Source organism: Novosphingobium tardum, assembly GCF_042652045.1.
Taxonomy (GTDB): Bacteria; Pseudomonadota; Alphaproteobacteria; order Sphingomonadales; family Sphingomonadaceae; genus Novosphingobium; species Novosphingobium tardum.
This window is the reverse complement of the sequence record NZ_JBHSDR010000003.1, coordinates 412,181-426,632: the sequence shown is the minus strand read 5'-3', so window position 1 is coordinate 426,632 and position 14,452 is coordinate 412,181. Positions and strand designations below refer to the sequence as shown.

Here is a 14,452-nt window from a genome sequence, read left to right as displayed (position 1 = left end):
TCTCAGTCGATCGTCGTGGAATCCACCGGCGCGTCGGCGCCCTTGCTCTCCAGCCACGCCTTGGCATCGGGCTTGAACAGAAGGACCCCGGCCCAGACCTGAAGCGCCAGCGAAAGAGCGCCGATCACCAGCGTAAGACCGCCCGGTGCGTTGGGCACCGACAGGCCGCGCAGGAAGCCGAGCACGCCGAACGCGAGGAGAACCACATAGATCCATTTGGCCACGTTGCTGGCGCGGCGGGCGATGAAATACCACAGCAGCAGCGGGATCAGGATGCCGATGATGAGCGCCCCGACCAACAGGCCCGACGCCACGCCGGTCTTCTGAAGCGCCGGGTCGCTGGCGGCCTGGGTGACGAGCGACCAGCTCATCACCGTGTTGATCACGCCCAGCACGATCGCGGCGAGATAGACTTTTTCGAACAGGACGATCGATTGCGGTCGCATGGTTTTCCCCTTCCCATGAGTGGCTATGCGTACACGCTAGCGCCGCCGCATGGCGTGGCAAGCGCCGCCCTCAGGAAAGCGGCGTAAAATCCAGGCCGATGTCGGCGGCCGGGGCGCTCTGCGTAAGCCGACCGACCGACACGTAGTCCACGCCGCTGGCGGCGATCGGCCCGATCGTGTCGAGCCGCACCCCGCCCGAAGCCTCGGTCGGTACGCGGCCAGCCACGAGCGCGACCGCTTCTCGCAGCAGGTCCGGCCCCATGTTGTCGAGCAGTAGGCGGGTCGCCCCGGCCTGTAGTGCCGGTCCGATCTGGTCGATCCGATCCACCTCGCAGATGATCTCGGCGACGCCTGCTTCGCGCGCACGACGCACTGCCTCGGCCACGTCCCCGGCGACAAGGACATGGTTGTCCTTGATCATCGCCGCATCCCACAGCCCCATCCGGTGGTTCTGCGCGCCGCCCGTGCGGGTCGCGTATTTTTCCAGCAGGCGCAGGCCCGGTATGGTCTTGCGGGTATCGAGCAGCACCGCGTTTCCGCCCATCGCATCGACATATTGCCGGGTCATCGTGGCGATGCCCGAGAGATGCTGAACCGTGTTGAGCGCGCTGCGTTCGGCTGTGAGCATGGCGCGCGCATTGCCCTCGAGACGCATCAGGTCGGTGCCGGGACCCACCCGCGCGCCTTCCTCCACCATCGCGGTGATCCGCATTGCCGGGTCCAGCCTGGCGAAGAAGGCCGCGGCAAGCGGCAGCCCGCACACGGTGATCGCGTCGCGACTGTCCATCACGCCCGAGAAGCGGGCGTCGGCAGGGATCACGCTTTCCGAGGTGACGTCATGCCCGCCGCCGGGCCAGCCTTCGCCAAGATCCTCGGCGAGCGTTGCGGAAACGAACGCGTCGAGGTCGAACCCCTCGACCCGCCAGCCGCTCAATGCACGAATCTCGCCACGACGTCGCGATAGCTGCGGCTGACCTTCACCTGCGCGCCCGAATCGAGGACGAGGAAGCATTCGCCGTTGGTGTGCGGCTTGACCTGGCGAACCTGGTTGAGGTTGACGATGGTCGAGCGGTGGACCCGCTGGAACACGCGGGGATCGAGCCTGCGCTCGAGGTCCTTCATCGTCTCGCGCAGGATCAGCGAATTGTCGGCGGTACGGATGCACATGTAGTCGCCCGCCGCCTCGATGTGTTCGATCGAATCGACATCGACGCGGAAGATCTGGCCGCGATCCTTGATGTTGATCAGCTTCTCGAAGCGACCGCCGGCGGCCGTTTCATCCTCTTCGGGCATCGCGTCGATCGCATCGGGGGCGACCTCGGCGAGCACGTTCTTGAGCTTCTCGACCTCCTCGAGCCCGCGCTTCTCGGCCAGCCGCTTGCGCGCGCGTTCAAGGGCATCGGCAAGGCGATCGTCCTCGACCGGCTTGAGCAGGTAGTCGACCGCGTTGGCCTCGAACGCCTTGAGCGCATGCTCGGAATAGGCGGTCACGAAGACGAACAGCGGGGGCTCGATCTCCATCACCCCCTTCACCACCGAGAACCCGTCGAAACCGGGCATCTGGATGTCGAGGAAGACGAGATCGGGCTTGCCGGTCTTGATCTTGCGGATCGCCTCGCGGCCGTTGGCGCAAGTGTCGATTATCTCGACGTCAGGATATTTCTCGAGCCGATGCTGGAGTCCCTGGATCGCCAGTTTCTCGTCATCGACGAGGATCGTGCGGATGGTCATTCGCTCCCTTTACACTAAGATTCGCGTGCGCCGAACGCGTAAACACGGCTGGGCGGCTATCTCGCACGCCCTGGCACGGCGGTTACCCCGCAGCGGCGAGGCGAGGGGGCGCGCCCGAGGTGACATCGGCGGTGCGCGCCCCGGCGGGACTCGCCCGTTCCTCGAACGGCAGCTCGATCAGCACCGCGAACCCGCCTTCGGGCGCGTCCTGGATCTCGAAGCGCTGGTTCTCGCCATAGGCCTGCGCCAGGCGATCCCGGATATTGCCAAGTCCCACTCCCGTCGAAACCGGATCGCCAGCGTCGAATGTCGACGCGTCGAGCCTGCGGTTGCCGAGTCTTGTGGGGTCGGGGCCGTTTTGCAATCCCGGTCCGGTATCGGAGACGGTGACGCGAAGCATGGGGCCGACGAGTTGCGCGGCGACCGTGATCTGCGCGCCCTCCTCCAGCGGGGTGACGGCGTACTTGATCGCGTTCTCGACCAGCGGCTGGAGCAGCAGCGACGGCAGCAGCGCATCCGACACTTCGGGATCGATGCGGAATTCGGTGCGCAGCCGCTCCTCGAACCGCATCCGCTCGATATCGAGGTAGAGCTTCAGGGTCTCGACCTCCTGCGCCACGGTCACCCGGCCCGAAGGTTCGTTCACCAGGGTATAGCGCAGGAAGGACGACAACCGGCTGAGCATCGCGTTGGCAGGCTCGGTCTGCTTGAGCAGGACCAGCGTCGAGATGGAATTGAGCGTGTTGAACAGGAAGTGCGGATTGAGCTGGTAGCGCAGCATCGCGAGCTGCGCGCTGGTCGCCTGCGCCTCAAGCCGCAAGAGCTGGTCGTTCTGTTCCTCCACCTGAAGGAAGAAGTTGATCGCGTAATAGAGCGCCGACCATGCCCCGAGCAGCGTGAGGTCGAGGTAGAATACCCCCAGGAAGAGCTGGGCAAATCCGGAATCGCTGTTGGGCCGGTAAAGGCTGATCACCCAGCTGTCGATGAAGGCGTAGAGGCTGACCGCGAGCGCCAGGACAATCGCGGTCACGCCCCATGTGACGAGCGGCGTTCGGCTGATCAGCGCGCGGTAGATCACCGCCAGAATCAGCGAGATCGAAAACCCCGTGATCGAGGCGATCAGCACGAGGACGAGGAACGACAAGGGCTGTGCGTTGGCCAGGCTCGACAGCGCGCGCAGCACCATCGCCCCGCCCCAGCCGGCCGCCTGAAGCTGCCAGAACGCGCGGTTCTTGTTGCCGAAGAACGGCGTTGGTCTGAACGGCAACATCGCCATGGTCGAACCGCTTAGCGCCTTTCCCGGCCGGCGAGAAGGTTTTGCGCGAGCCGCGCCTTTGGGTTAGCCTGCGGGGGCACAGGAGAGAGATGCGATGGACAACGTCAGCGAGATCGCCGCGGAAACCGAACACGCGATCGAGGAACGCGCCCGCTTTACCGCGATGGAAAACGGAACGCGCGAGGACTGGGCGATCATCAGCCGCGATTACATGGCTTTCGCGAAGGATCTGCCCGACCGGGTGCTGACCCACCTCAAGCTGCTCGACGGCGATTTCGGGGGTTTCCCCATCTGCCGCCTCGAACATTCGCTGCAAACGGCGACTCGCGCGCATCGCGACGGGCGCGACGAGGCCTATGTCGTGATGGCGTTGCTCCATGACATGGGCGACACGCTGGGGACCTACAACCATCCTGAGGTCGCGGCGGCGATCATCAAGCCTTTCGTGACCGAGGAAGTTCACTGGATCTGCCAGCATCACGGCGCATTCCAGGGCTACTACTACTTCCACTTCCTGGGGATGGACCGCGAGTTGCGCGAGCAGTTCCGGGGCAGCCCCTATTTCGACGCCTGCGCTGAGTTCTGCCAGAAGTACGATCAGGCGGCGTTCGACCCTGATTACAAGAGCGAGCCGCTCGAGTTCTTCGAACCCATGGTCCGCCGGGTCATGGCCAAGCCGCTGCCCAAGACCTTCGTCCGCGACGAGGCCGCCTGACGAACGGCTGATCTAGCCGCGCGCGAAGTCGCGCGGCCAGTTAACCTCGTGCGCGGGATCGGCGGCGACAGCCGTGCGCAGCGCCGCGATCTCGCGCGTCATGCGCTCAATCCGGGTCTTCCAGCGATCGTGATCGGGGGTGGAGAAAATCCCGTTGTCGTTCGCCGGCCCCCAGCGCGCCATGAACCGCAGCGCGGCCTCCGGGTCATAACCGGCGGCGGCCAACAGCCATACCGACAGGCGGTCGGCCTCGCGCTCGGTCGCCAGGATGTTGCCCCAGCTTCGGCCGCTGGCGTCAAGCCGCGCGCGGTGGCCAAGGATGTTGTGCGCCAGTTCGTGGGCAAGCAGCGCGGCGAGTTCGTCGTCCGCCGGGAGGAATTCCACCAGCTTGCGGCTCACCACCACCCTCGTGCCGTCAGCGGCGGCGTGGTTGTCCTCGGTCAGCATCTCGAACCGGCTGGCGCAGACGGGCTGCCCCGTAATCGTCACCGTGCGCGTGGCGGCGCCCGAGCCGACGGCCAGCGTGACCGAATTGGTGGCCACAAGCGCCGCGTCGATGGCATCGTGCAGGGCAACGAGGCGCGCATAGGCCGAACGTAGCGGCGGTGCGCCCGCGGGTTCGGTCGGCTTGCCGGCGATCGCGCTGACGGGAAGATGCGGCGACAGGCCCGCGCTCCCCGCGGGAGAGCCGTCGGCAACCGCTTCAACCGCTATGTCGCCGGGAAGCGCCAGGGCTGCCCGGACTGCACCCGGATCGCCAAAGCTGGCGGCGTCGAACAATTGCAAGCCGATCGCCGGGACTGGCCGGGCGCACCAGCGGGCATTGCCCGCGGCCAGCTTCCACCCGACCGACTGCACCCGCGTGTCGAGCGCCTGCAGGGCATCGAGCGCAGGCCGCAGCGCTGCACTTGCCGCGGGCGGGGCCGGGGCGGCAGCGACCGGACTGGCCAACGCGCCGGCAATCAGCGCCAATCCCAGCATTGCCCGGGCGATCATGCCGGGTTGCGCGCCTCGCTGATCGCGCGCTCGAGCTGGTCGCGGCCCACCGCGCCGACCATGACCTGGTTTCCGATGACCCAGGCCGGAGTACCCTGGACCTGGAGCTGGGTGGCGAGCTGCATGTTCTTGCGCACTTCGGCTTCGGCCTCGGCGCTCTGGGCGAATGCCTTGGCCTTGGCCATGTCGAGCCCGGCGCTGCGCGCGGCGCTTTCGATGGTCTGCGGATCGGGGCGCCCTCCCGCGTACATCGCATCGTGGAAGGCGGCGTAGCGGCCCTGCCGCGCGGCGGCGAGCGCCATGCGCGCGGCAACGCCGCTCGCTTCGCTGAGGATCGGAAGCTCGCGGACGACCACCTTGAGATCGGGATGCGCGTCGATCAGGGCGTGAACGTCGGCCACGCTCTGGCGACAGAACCCGCAGGCATAATCGGTGAACTCGACCAGCGTGACCTTGCCTTGCGGATTGCCGAGAACCGCGCCCGGAAAGGCATTCTCGATGGGTCCGCGCAGCGCGTTGACCTGTTCGGACGCGCTGCGGCTGCGCAGCCGTTCGATCGCCTCGGGGAGGATTTCGGGATGGGCGAGGATGTAGTCGCGCACCACGGTTTCCATCGCGACCCGCTGCTGAGCGCTGAGGGTGGAAACTGCCGCGCGGTTGGCCCACCACCAGCCGCCGGCCACACCGGCCGCGGCGCAGGCGAGACCCGCCGCCACCAGCCATACCCGCGGGGCAAGGCGGTGCATCGTCCGCGGCTCTCCGTCGCTCATGCCCCGTTCCCCCTCAACGCTTCTTCTTGTCCTGGCTCTCGATCTCGGCGCGGGCCTGGAATGCGATGTCCTGCGCGCGCAGCCAGTCGGACGTGCCCTTTGGCAGCCCGGCCTCGGCGGCGAGGGCGCTGCGCAGTGCTTCGGGAAGCTGGCGGCTCATCACTTGCTGCTCGGCACTTGCCAGCTTGGCGCGCGGAAGGTCGCCCTTGGCCTCGTAGACCACGCCGAGCTGGTACCAGGCATCGGGGTTCTCGCGGTCGCGGCTGACTGCGGCTTTCAGCACGCGCTCGGCCTCAGCGAAGTTGGCCTTGTCCTCGGTCGCGATCAGGGCGTGTCCGAAGGTCGTGGCGATCAGCGGCTGGTTGTTGGTGATCCGGGTCGCTTGGCGCAGCGGCTCCAGCGCCTGCTGCGGCTTGCCCGCCTCGAGCAGCATCTGGCCCTTGAGCTCGAGAAAGTAAGGATCGTTGGGGGCGTCGGCGAGAAGCTTATCGACCTCGGCGACCGCGCGGTCGATGTATGCTTCCTTGTGATAGGCATAGGCGCGGGCATACCGCGCGGGCACGGTCTGGACATATTCAGGGTAGGATTTAAGCGTCTCGGCCGGTTCGGCAAGGTAGCCGTAAAGCTTTGCCTTGATCCGCTGGAACCGCGCCTCGATTGCCGGATCGTTGGGCTTGTTCCATGCCGGATCCTTCTCATAGACATCGGTCAGCGTCGCGATGCGGTCCGACGAGGAAGGGTGCGTGTTGTAGAACTGCGCTTCGGGATCGCGCGAGCTGTAGCCATAGCGGAATTCCAGGTTCTGCAGCTTCTTGAAGAACTCGACCGAGCCGCGCCCCGAAATGCCGGCCTTCGCAAGAAAGCTCGCGCCGGCGGCGTCGGCGGACGATTCCTGTCCGCGGCTGAACGCGAGGTACTTGCCCAGCGCGGCCTGTTGTCCCGCGCCAATGATGCCCATCGCCGCGGCACCACCCCCGACCGCGGCCGCCGCCGCGCCAAGCAGCAGGCTGAGCAGGGTGATCCCGGTCGCCGTCCTGGAGCCGCCGTCGCCGATCGCATGGCCGCCGGTGACATGGCCAAGCTCGTGCGCGATCACGCCCTGGACTTCGTTGGCGGTGTCCGCCTCGCCGATCAGGCCGCTGTTGAGATAGACCGCCTGCCCGCCGACGACGAAGGCGTTGATCGACGGATCGTTGACCAGCACGACATCGACGTTCTTGGGGTCCAGCCCGGTCGCGGCGACCAGCGGCGTCGCCATGTCGTGCAGAAGCGCCTCGGTTTCCGCATCGCGCAGCACCGACTGAGCGGCGGCGGGCGTCACGGCCATGGTGACCGCAGCCAGAACGGCAAGCTGCGAAGCGACGAAGCGGGAGATGCGGCGCATGTCCCGGGCTATGCCGCCGGGGCCTGAACCGCGGCTGAAGCCGGTGTTGAAGCAGGCTTGGCAGCGGCGCCGGCAGCCCCGGTTTGGGCCGCCAGAAACGGCAGCAAGGCATCGCGCACGCGGTGGTCGAAAGCCCCGAAAGGGCGGGCCAGGGTGATGACGAGCCCGTTATGTCCCATCCCGTCGATCAGCGCGAGTTCGGCCGGCTTGCCGAGAGCCGCCATCGCCGCCGCCAGCGCGCGGCTGTTGCGCGGGCGGACGAGCGTGTCTGCGGTGCCGGCCACCAGCAGCAGCGGAGGCGCATCGCGGCGCGCATAGGCGATCGGCAGCGTTTCGCGCGGATTGGGCCAGTGTCCCATGGCATCGCGAGCGGAATCGCTGGTCCACGGATAGAAATCGTAGGGTCCGGCAAGTCCGACCGCGCCCTTGATTGCGTTAGCGGGCAGGCCGGCGGCGCTTGTCCAGCGGGCATCGAGCGCCAGCATCACCGCATTGTAGGCGCCCGCGGAATGACCCATCACGATCGTGCGAGAGGGGTCTATCCGGTGCCGGGCGGCATGGTCCATCGCCCACTTCAGCCCGCCCGCGCTGTCCTCCAGCATGGCCGGATAACGGCCCCCCTGGTTCAGGCGGTAGCCGATCAGCGCGACGGCATAGCCACGGTCGGCGAAGGTGCGCGCGATGAAGCGGTAGCTGTGCGGATCGCCGTTATGCCAGCCGCCGCCGTGGTAGAACGCGATCAGCGGCCAGCCGGCGGCGGGCGCCGCGCCGGACGGCACGAACATCTCGAGCTTCTGCGCCGGATCGGGGCCATAGTGCGCGGCTTCGACGAGCCTGGCGGTACGGTCGCGGGGGAACAGGGCGTCCACCCCGTCGAGCAATGCAACCGCATCGTTGCGGGTCGCCCAGGCCGCCAGCACCGCGAGCAGGGCCGCGATGCCGAGGATCGCGGTGAAAGACCAGCCAAGCCAACCCATGCGTCTGCGCTTCGTCCCGGCCTGCCTCATCGGGCGCTGTATAACCGGGAAAAACGGGCTCGTCGCGCAATGCTTTCGGCAGTGCGACGGGGTCCGGGTCAGCCGATCAGGCGGCGCGCCGCGCGTTCGAGCAGGGCGACGTCGTCGGGTACTTCGCCGACCAGGACAACGCTGCCGTCATCCATGCGCCGCGCGATCAGCACCGCGAATTCCGCGCCATCGGCGGGCAGATCGGCAAAGTCGAGCGTGGGCAGGGCACGCAGCTTGCGGGCCAACTTTTCGCGCGCGGTATCCGCCGGATCGACCGTCTTGCCGGCCTGTTCCTTGCGCAGCCGGCGTTCGGCCTGGACCACGCCCTTGAGCCCGCCGGGCGCCTCGATCAGGTAATTGGCGAGCGCGCCGCGCGGCAGGCCAATGCGCTGGGCATGGCCGAGCGCGGCGGCGTATTCGGTCAGGCGGGTCTTGTCGTAATCGACCCCGAAGACCAGCTTGACCACCGGGGTCAACGGAGCACGGTCCTGCACCGCAAGCCCGGCGTCCTCGATCAGTTCGCGGAACTCCTCGGGTTCCTCGGTCGCCGCAATGGAGAAGTCGTAAGCCCGGCCGATCGCGGCGTAGAGCGCGCCGCGGGTGCGGTCCTCGCTGCTCCGCGCCGCCTGCGCCATCTCGCGTGCCGACGCGAGCCAGTCGGCAAGTCCCATGTCCGCCGCTTCCGTTTCGTCGACCGGCTCAAGGGCCTCAGCGGCGGCGCGCTCCAGCGCCTCCGCAGCCGCGGCGAAGGGATCGCCGTTGGCGAACGGCATCGCGCTGTCCGCGCCGAATCGCGGCTCGGGCCAGGCAAGGCCGTCGTCCTCGTCGGCAAGCATCGCGTGCGGATCGAGGCTGAGGTCGAGTATCGCCGGATCGTCGCCGTCCTCGTCGTCGTGCGAAGCCGGACCGTCGGCCCAATCGGTCAGCGGCATCTTGAGCTGCGCGACCGGTTCGGCGACCGGCTCAAGCGCCTGGTCGATCTCGAGCATCAGCTCGTCGGTGGCCTGCTGGTCGGCGAGTTCCTTCCAGTTGATCACGCCGAGAATGAAATCGATCGTGTCGTTGTCACTGGAGAAGGGCAGCAGGATACCGCGATAGGCGATGGCCTTGCCGCGCTGGTTGACGAACTCCGCCTCGAACCCGATCGGCGCCTGGTTGGCGATGATCTGCATGTAATGGTCGGTGATGCGCGACAGCAGCGAGCGGCTGGGGACATCGTCGAGATTGCGAATGTGCTCGCCCTGCGCGCCGCATTCGATCCCCAGCTTCTCGCCGAGGAACTGGATCGCCGGGTTCTCTATTCCGCCGGTAAAGTCGAGCAGGACCGAATTGGGCCCGAAATCGGGCAGTTCGGCGGGCACGAGATCCTCGATCGCCGGGAAAGTGCGATCGCCCAGCATCCCGGCCCAGTGGTTGTAGGCACGAACCTGCATCCGGCGCTCGTCCTGGCCGATCGCCGCGGGCGCCGTGTCGGTGCCGCTGTCCGCCGAATAATCGTAGCTCTGGTGGTCGTCGGTGTCCGAGCGCCCGCCGTAGATGCCGCGATAAGTATCCATTGCCCCAAGTCCTTCAAACCTGACTGACCCGCGTTTTGGCGCGACATGGTAAATTAACGGTTAAGTAGCGCCAGACTTTGCGCCGCGGCCCGGGCCGCCAGCGGCGCGCCCCAGTGGTTAACCCGGTGGTTAGCTCAGGTAGCGGGGTCGACCCGGCCTTCGTCACGGCGGGGCATCGGGGCGATAATCCGCAAAGCCAGGGTCGCGATCAGCCAGACCGTTGTGGCGTGCAAGGCAAAGCCCAACCCGCGCCAGTCGGCCACCGCACCCCAGGCATAGGCGCCGACCGCCATGCCGCCGAAGGTCACCGCCTGGTAGATCGACAGGCAGCGCCCCAGGATCGCGTCGGGCGAGCGCAGCTGCATCGCGACGTTGAGGCTGGTCATCGCCGCGACCCAGCCCGCGCCGCCCAGGAACAGGGCCCCCATGGCGACAGGAAGGGTGGACGCATTGCCCAGTAGGAACGTGTTCGCCGCAAATGCCACCGTGGCGACCGAGACGACCGCCTCGCTGCCCCAGCGGCGGCGGGCCTTACCGACCCACAGCGCGGTCACGATTGAACCGATGCCGAATGCGCCCAGCATCAGGCCATAGGAGATTTCGGTCCCGTGAAGCTGGTCGCGCGCGACGACCGGCATCAGCGCCTGGCTGCCCGCCGCGCCGAAGCCGAACAGCAGCCCGCGCAGCAGCACGCGGCGAATCGGGATCGATGCCGCGCAAAAGCGGATGCCGCGCCGGATGGCGGCCAGCATCGGCTCGCGCGCCCGCTCCCCCGCCTCCGCGCGGGGCGGCTGCCAGCGGAAAAGAACCACGATCATCCCGATGAAGCTGGCCGCGTTCAGCGCGAAGGCGAGGCTGATGTTCCACAGCGAGATCAGCAGGCCACCCAGCGCTGGGCCGACGCTGCGCGCCAGATTGAATGATATCGAATTGAGCGCGATGGCCTGGGGCAGGTCCGCCGGCCCGACCTGAAGCCGGACCGAGGCCTGCCACGCCGGTCCGTTGAGCGCGGTTCCCAGGCCGACAGCAAGGGTCAGGGCGAGAAGCGACAGCGGCCCGATCATGCCCAGCCAACTCAGCAGGGCAAGCAGTGCCGAGGCCGCCAGCATCCCTGCCTGGGCCAGAAGCATCACCCGGCGACGGTCGTAATTGTCGGCGATCGCCCCCGCGAACACGCCCAAGAGGAGGATCGGGATCGTCGCCGAAGCCTGAACCAGCGCGATGAGCTGGTGGCTGCGGGTGAGGTCGGTCATCAGCCACGCCGCCCCGACCGACTGGATCATCGAACCGATCGAAGAGAACAGCATCGCGACCCAGATCGCGCGGAACGCCGGATACCTGAACGGGGCGAGCGCCCCTCCGCCACCTGACGCCGCCGGGGCGCTCGCCGTCATCTAGAGCAGGTAGCGCATGCGGATCGCCTCCGCCGCGCCTGCGCCCGGCACGGTGAACGCGGCGCTGCCGAACTTGGGCGGCCCGAACCGCACCGCGGCGTTGCGCGAAAAGCCGAAACCCTCGCGTGGGATCATCAGCGTCATGTCGGCCTTGCCGTTGCCGTTCTCGTCATGGAGCAGCGCGATCGCGTAGCGGCCCGGGGCAACGGTTGGAAACCGCAGTTCCGCCGCCGTTGCCGGAACGGTCAGCCGGCGCGCCGCGGGATCGTTGCGGCAATCGGGAAAATGCGCGGGGTTCGGGGTCAAGCAGGCCTGGATATAGCCCTTGGTCGAACGCATGCCGGTGACTTCCACGGTGACGTCGGTCGATGGGACAGGCGTGGTGGCCGCCGAACAGAACAGCGCGGCGCAGATCGCAAGCGCGGCTCTCATAGTGTGCCGATCCCCCGATCGGTGCCGCAGAGCCGGTCCCAGTGACGGAAATAAAGGCCGTAGTTGCATGAATAACGCTCGTGATGCCGCTGATGATGGCTGGCCGTTATCAGCCACTCACCGACCCGCGAATGAACGAGGCGGCGTGGGAAAAGCTCCCAGCCCATGTGATTGGTCACACCCATCACGGTCATTATCGCCAGCACGAGACCGAGCACGGCGACGTGAATCGGAATGAGGAAGACGAGCGCCGGGATCACTACCGCGCCGGTCAGCGCCTCGATCGGATGAAAGCTCATCGCCGCCCACGCCGTCGGCGGGCGGCTGGCGTGGTGCACCGCATGGGCTAGGCGAAAGGCGCGTGGCCGGTGCATCCAGCGGTGGGTCCAGTAGAACCAGGTGTCGTGCGCGAGGAGATAGGCGGCCAGCGACAGCGGCATCCACCAAAGCGGCCGCGCCGCCGGATCGGAATAGATCAGCGTCCAGCCGCGGTTCTGCCAACCCCAGGCGACAATGCCCGCCGGAATGCCATAGATCGCCGCCGAGGCGAGGCTCCAGCCGATCTCGCGCCGGATCTGGGGGGCCATGCCGTTGTAGAGCCCGGGACGTACCCGGCGCGTGGCGAAGGCGAAGGCTCCGCTGGCGGCAAGATAGCGCAGCGCGACGATCGCCGTCATCGCCAGTGCCGCGAGGGCGGCTGGAAACAGAGCCGCGCTCATCGCGGCACCGGATAAAGGAAAGGGGACGGGCGCATCATCGCCCGTCCCCTATGCCAAGGCCCTGTCGTGTAGGACAGGGTTTAAAGTTTGTCTTGATCGGCCTGCTCAGCTCGCGCGGCGGACGGGATTGCGCCCGCCTCCGCCACCGCCCTGGCCGCCGCCGCCCGGACGGAACCGGCGCTTCTGGCGCGGTTCGCCGCCAGCAGGACGTTCGGCCTGCTTGTCGGCGCGCGGGCCGTTGCCGCCCTCGCGCCGCGGATCAGTCCGCGCCTCGGTTCGCACGACCCGATCGGGGCGCTGGTCGGCGCGGGCGTCGGGACGATAGCTGGAGCCGGTGCCGATCGGCGGGTTGCGATGCTCGGGACGGCCCTGGCGAGGATCGACGCCGCCTTCGCGGGGCTTGCCGCGCGATTCGTTGCGCCCGTCGCCCCGGCCATCATTGCGCCGGTCGCCGTGTCCCTCGTTGCGGCCGGCGCCGTGACGGCCCCGGCTGGTATCCTCGCGGCGGCCATAGGCGTTACCGCGCGGAGCATGTTCGCGGCGGCCGTTTTCGCTGCCGGGATTGTGGCGCGATGCCGCGGGCAGCTTCGCCGCTTCCTTCTGGAAGTCCTCGGGCAGCGGCAGCGGCATCAACGTGACGCCGGTCAGCTTCTCGATGTCGCGCATGTAGGGCTTCTCGTCAGGCGCGACGAAGCTCAGCGCGATGCCGTCGGCCCCGGCGCGCGCAGTGCGGCCGATGCGGTGGACGTATTGCTCGGCCACATTCGGCATCTCGTAGTTGAATACGTGGCTGACGCCGGTGACGTCGATGCCGCGTGCCGCGATGTCGGTCGCGACCAGCACCGGGGTCGCGCCCTGGCGGAATGCCTGAAGTGCGGCGGTGCGCTGGGCCTGGCTCTTGTTGCCGTGGATCGCGGCGGCCTTGACCCCCGCCGCCGCCAGATGGCGGACAACGCGGTCGGCGCCATGCTTGGTCCGGGTGAACACCAGCGCCCGCTCGATCGCGTTGTCGGCAAGGCCGGCGCGCAGCTTGAGCGAGAGCAGCGCCTGTTTTTCGGCCTGGTTCACGAAGGTGACGAACTGCTCAACGCGTTCGGCGGTGCTCGCCTGCGGGGTCACTTCGACGCGGACAGGGTTGTTGATGAACTGGCGGCCTAGATCGGCAATGGCCTTGGGCATCGTCGCCGAGAAGAACAGGCTCTGGCGCTCCTTGGGGAGCATCGCGGCCACGCGCTTCAGGGGAACGATGAAGCCGAGGTCCATCATCTGGTCGGCTTCGTCGAGCACGAAGATCTCGACATGGCGCAGCGTCAGCGCGCGCTGGTCGATGAGGTCGAGCAGACGGCCCGGCGTGGCGACGAGAATGTCGGTGCCGCCTACCAGCGCGCGGGCCTGCTTGCCCACCGGGACGCCGCCGAAGATGCACTGGACCGAAAGGTCGAGGTTCTTCGCATAGCCGCGCATGTTGTCGGCGATCTGCGCGGCCAGTTCGCGCGTCGGCGAAAGCACGAGCATCCGGCAGGCGGCGTTCTTGCGCGGCTGGGGATTGGCGGCGAGGCGGTGGAGCGAAGGCAGCGAGAACGCGGCGGTCTTGCCGGTCCCGGTCTGGGCGATGCCCAAGAGATCGCGACCCTGCAGCAGGGCGGGAATCGCCTGGCGCTGGATCGGGGTGGGATCGTTATAGCCCTTGGTGGCGAGCGCGCGGAGAATGGGCTCGGCGAGACCAAGGTCGGAAAAATAGGACATGAGTATTCTTTCAAGGAATGCGGCGCGCGCGGCCCATTAAGCTCGCAGCACGAGGCAAGGTGTCGTTCGATGCGACCCTGCGTGAAGAAGGAAGCTTCCAGCGGTACGGCGACCGTAAGTCGGAGCGGGTTCACCCGTTGAGACGGGGACCTCACGCTGCTCAGACTGCGCCGGGACAAGGCCCGTGCGCCGATTGCTGGAGCGGCATCTAGGTTGCGTTGCAGCAAAAAGCAAGAAAATTGCGCGGCCGCGGTCGATGGCGGTTGGGGCTTGTGCCAAA

The 14,452-nt window shown here is 67.5% G+C and carries 14 protein-coding genes; 1 reads left to right on the top strand and 13 read right to left on the bottom strand.

Annotated features, from left to right (window positions below; all coding sequences use genetic code 11):
• Window positions 1-2 precede the first annotated feature (2 nt).
• The 4 genes from ACFO0A_RS02155 to ACFO0A_RS02140 form a co-directional block, all read right to left on the bottom strand.
• The gene (locus ACFO0A_RS02155) at window positions 3-446 is read right to left on the bottom strand and encodes a hypothetical protein (protein ID WP_379537336.1); all 444 of its coding nucleotides are present in this window, start codon (window positions 444-446) and stop codon (window positions 3-5) included.
• A gap of 70 nt (window positions 447-516) precedes the next feature.
• The gene (nadC, locus tag ACFO0A_RS02150) at window positions 517-1,380 is read right to left on the bottom strand and encodes a carboxylating nicotinate-nucleotide diphosphorylase (protein ID WP_379537335.1); all 864 of its coding nucleotides are present in this window, start codon (window positions 1,378-1,380) and stop codon (window positions 517-519) included.
• Window positions 1,377-2,177 carry a LytR/AlgR family response regulator transcription factor gene (locus ACFO0A_RS02145; RefSeq protein WP_379537334.1) on the bottom strand — a complete coding sequence of 267 codons (801 nt, stop codon included), beginning with the start codon at window positions 2,175-2,177 and terminating at the stop codon, window positions 1,377-1,379. The genes nadC and ACFO0A_RS02145 overlap by 4 nt, the downstream gene beginning before the upstream one ends.
• 82 nt (window positions 2,178-2,259) lie before the next feature.
• Window positions 2,260-3,453 carry a sensor histidine kinase gene (locus ACFO0A_RS02140; protein WP_379537333.1) on the bottom strand — a complete coding sequence of 398 codons (1,194 nt, stop codon included), beginning with the start codon at window positions 3,451-3,453 and terminating at the stop codon, window positions 2,260-2,262.
• A gap of 94 nt (window positions 3,454-3,547) precedes the next feature.
• Between ACFO0A_RS02140 and ACFO0A_RS02135 the strand changes: the two genes are divergently transcribed.
• Window positions 3,548-4,168, top strand: coding sequence for an HD domain-containing protein (locus tag ACFO0A_RS02135; protein WP_379537332.1), 621 nt, complete (start codon window positions 3,548-3,550; stop codon window positions 4,166-4,168).
• 12 nt (window positions 4,169-4,180) lie between these two features.
• Here the strand turns inward: ACFO0A_RS02135 and ACFO0A_RS02130 are convergent, their stop codons facing one another.
• From ACFO0A_RS02130 to ACFO0A_RS02090, 9 genes are all read right to left on the bottom strand, one after another.
• On the bottom strand, window positions 4,181-5,164 hold the full coding sequence (locus tag ACFO0A_RS02130; protein WP_379537331.1) for a M48 family metalloprotease: 984 nt from the start codon (window positions 5,162-5,164) through the stop codon (window positions 4,181-4,183).
• Window positions 5,161-5,934 carry a DsbA family protein gene (locus tag ACFO0A_RS02125; RefSeq protein ID WP_379537330.1) on the bottom strand — a complete coding sequence of 258 codons (774 nt, stop codon included), beginning with the start codon at window positions 5,932-5,934 and terminating at the stop codon, window positions 5,161-5,163. Before ACFO0A_RS02125 ends, ACFO0A_RS02130 begins: the two co-directional genes overlap by 4 nt.
• A gap of 13 nt (window positions 5,935-5,947) precedes the next feature.
• A complete protein-coding gene (locus tag ACFO0A_RS02120) occupies window positions 5,948-7,318 on the bottom strand; it encodes a M48 family metalloprotease (RefSeq protein ID WP_379537329.1) in 1,371 nt (456 codons plus the stop codon).
• 8 nt (window positions 7,319-7,326) lie between these two features.
• On the bottom strand, window positions 7,327-8,295 hold the full coding sequence (locus ACFO0A_RS02115; protein WP_379537328.1) for an alpha/beta hydrolase: 969 nt from the start codon (window positions 8,293-8,295) through the stop codon (window positions 7,327-7,329).
• Window positions 8,296-8,393: 98 nt separating this feature from the next.
• Window positions 8,394-9,881, bottom strand: a complete 1,488-nt coding sequence (locus tag ACFO0A_RS02110) for a PAS domain-containing protein (protein ID WP_379537327.1) — start codon at window positions 9,879-9,881, stop codon at window positions 8,394-8,396.
• A gap of 134 nt (window positions 9,882-10,015) precedes the next feature.
• The gene (locus ACFO0A_RS02105) at window positions 10,016-11,275 is read right to left on the bottom strand and encodes an MFS transporter (protein WP_379537326.1); all 1,260 of its coding nucleotides are present in this window, start codon (window positions 11,273-11,275) and stop codon (window positions 10,016-10,018) included.
• Complete coding sequence (locus ACFO0A_RS02100; protein WP_379537325.1) at window positions 11,276-11,707, bottom strand: DUF2141 domain-containing protein; 432 nt, start codon at window positions 11,705-11,707, stop codon at window positions 11,276-11,278. It abuts the gene before it with no gap.
• Complete coding sequence (locus tag ACFO0A_RS02095) at window positions 11,704-12,426, bottom strand: sterol desaturase family protein (RefSeq protein WP_379537324.1); 723 nt, start codon at window positions 12,424-12,426, stop codon at window positions 11,704-11,706. The genes ACFO0A_RS02100 and ACFO0A_RS02095 overlap by 4 nt, the downstream gene beginning before the upstream one ends.
• Before the next feature lie 105 nt (window positions 12,427-12,531).
• A complete protein-coding gene (locus tag ACFO0A_RS02090) occupies window positions 12,532-14,172 on the bottom strand; it encodes a DEAD/DEAH box helicase (RefSeq protein ID WP_379537323.1) in 1,641 nt (546 codons plus the stop codon).
• Window positions 14,173-14,452 lie beyond the last annotated feature (280 nt).

Excerpts from the sequence above, each read along its gene's own strand:
- ACFO0A_RS02140 (WP_379537333.1), bottom strand. The coding sequence starts at position 3,453 with ATGGCGATGTTGCCGTTCAGACCAACGCCGTTCTTCGGCAACAAGAAC.
- ACFO0A_RS02090 (WP_379537323.1), bottom strand. The coding sequence starts at position 14,172 with ATGTCCTATTTTTCCGACCTTGGTCTCGCCGAGCCCATTCTCCGCGCG.
- ACFO0A_RS02130 (WP_379537331.1), bottom strand. The coding sequence starts at position 5,164 with ATGATCGCCCGGGCAATGCTGGGATTGGCGCTGATTGCCGGCGCGTTG.
- ACFO0A_RS02135 (WP_379537332.1), top strand. The coding sequence starts at position 3,548 with ATGGACAACGTCAGCGAGATCGCCGCGGAAACCGAACACGCGATCGAG.
- ACFO0A_RS02095 (WP_379537324.1), bottom strand. The coding sequence starts at position 12,426 with ATGAGCGCGGCTCTGTTTCCAGCCGCCCTCGCGGCACTGGCGATGACG.
- ACFO0A_RS02110 (WP_379537327.1), bottom strand. The coding sequence starts at position 9,881 with ATGGATACTTATCGCGGCATCTACGGCGGGCGCTCGGACACCGACGAC.
- ACFO0A_RS02145 (WP_379537334.1), bottom strand. The coding sequence starts at position 2,177 with ATGACCATCCGCACGATCCTCGTCGATGACGAGAAACTGGCGATCCAG.
- ACFO0A_RS02120 (WP_379537329.1), bottom strand. The coding sequence starts at position 7,318 with ATGCGCCGCATCTCCCGCTTCGTCGCTTCGCAGCTTGCCGTTCTGGCT.
- ACFO0A_RS02100 (WP_379537325.1), bottom strand. The coding sequence starts at position 11,707 with ATGAGAGCCGCGCTTGCGATCTGCGCCGCGCTGTTCTGTTCGGCGGCC.
- ACFO0A_RS02125 (WP_379537330.1), bottom strand. The coding sequence starts at position 5,934 with ATGAGCGACGGAGAGCCGCGGACGATGCACCGCCTTGCCCCGCGGGTA.
- ACFO0A_RS02155 (WP_379537336.1), bottom strand. The coding sequence starts at position 446 with ATGCGACCGCAATCGATCGTCCTGTTCGAAAAAGTCTATCTCGCCGCG.
- ACFO0A_RS02105 (WP_379537326.1), bottom strand. The coding sequence starts at position 11,275 with ATGACGGCGAGCGCCCCGGCGGCGTCAGGTGGCGGAGGGGCGCTCGCC.
- ACFO0A_RS02115 (WP_379537328.1), bottom strand. The coding sequence starts at position 8,295 with ATGGGTTGGCTTGGCTGGTCTTTCACCGCGATCCTCGGCATCGCGGCC.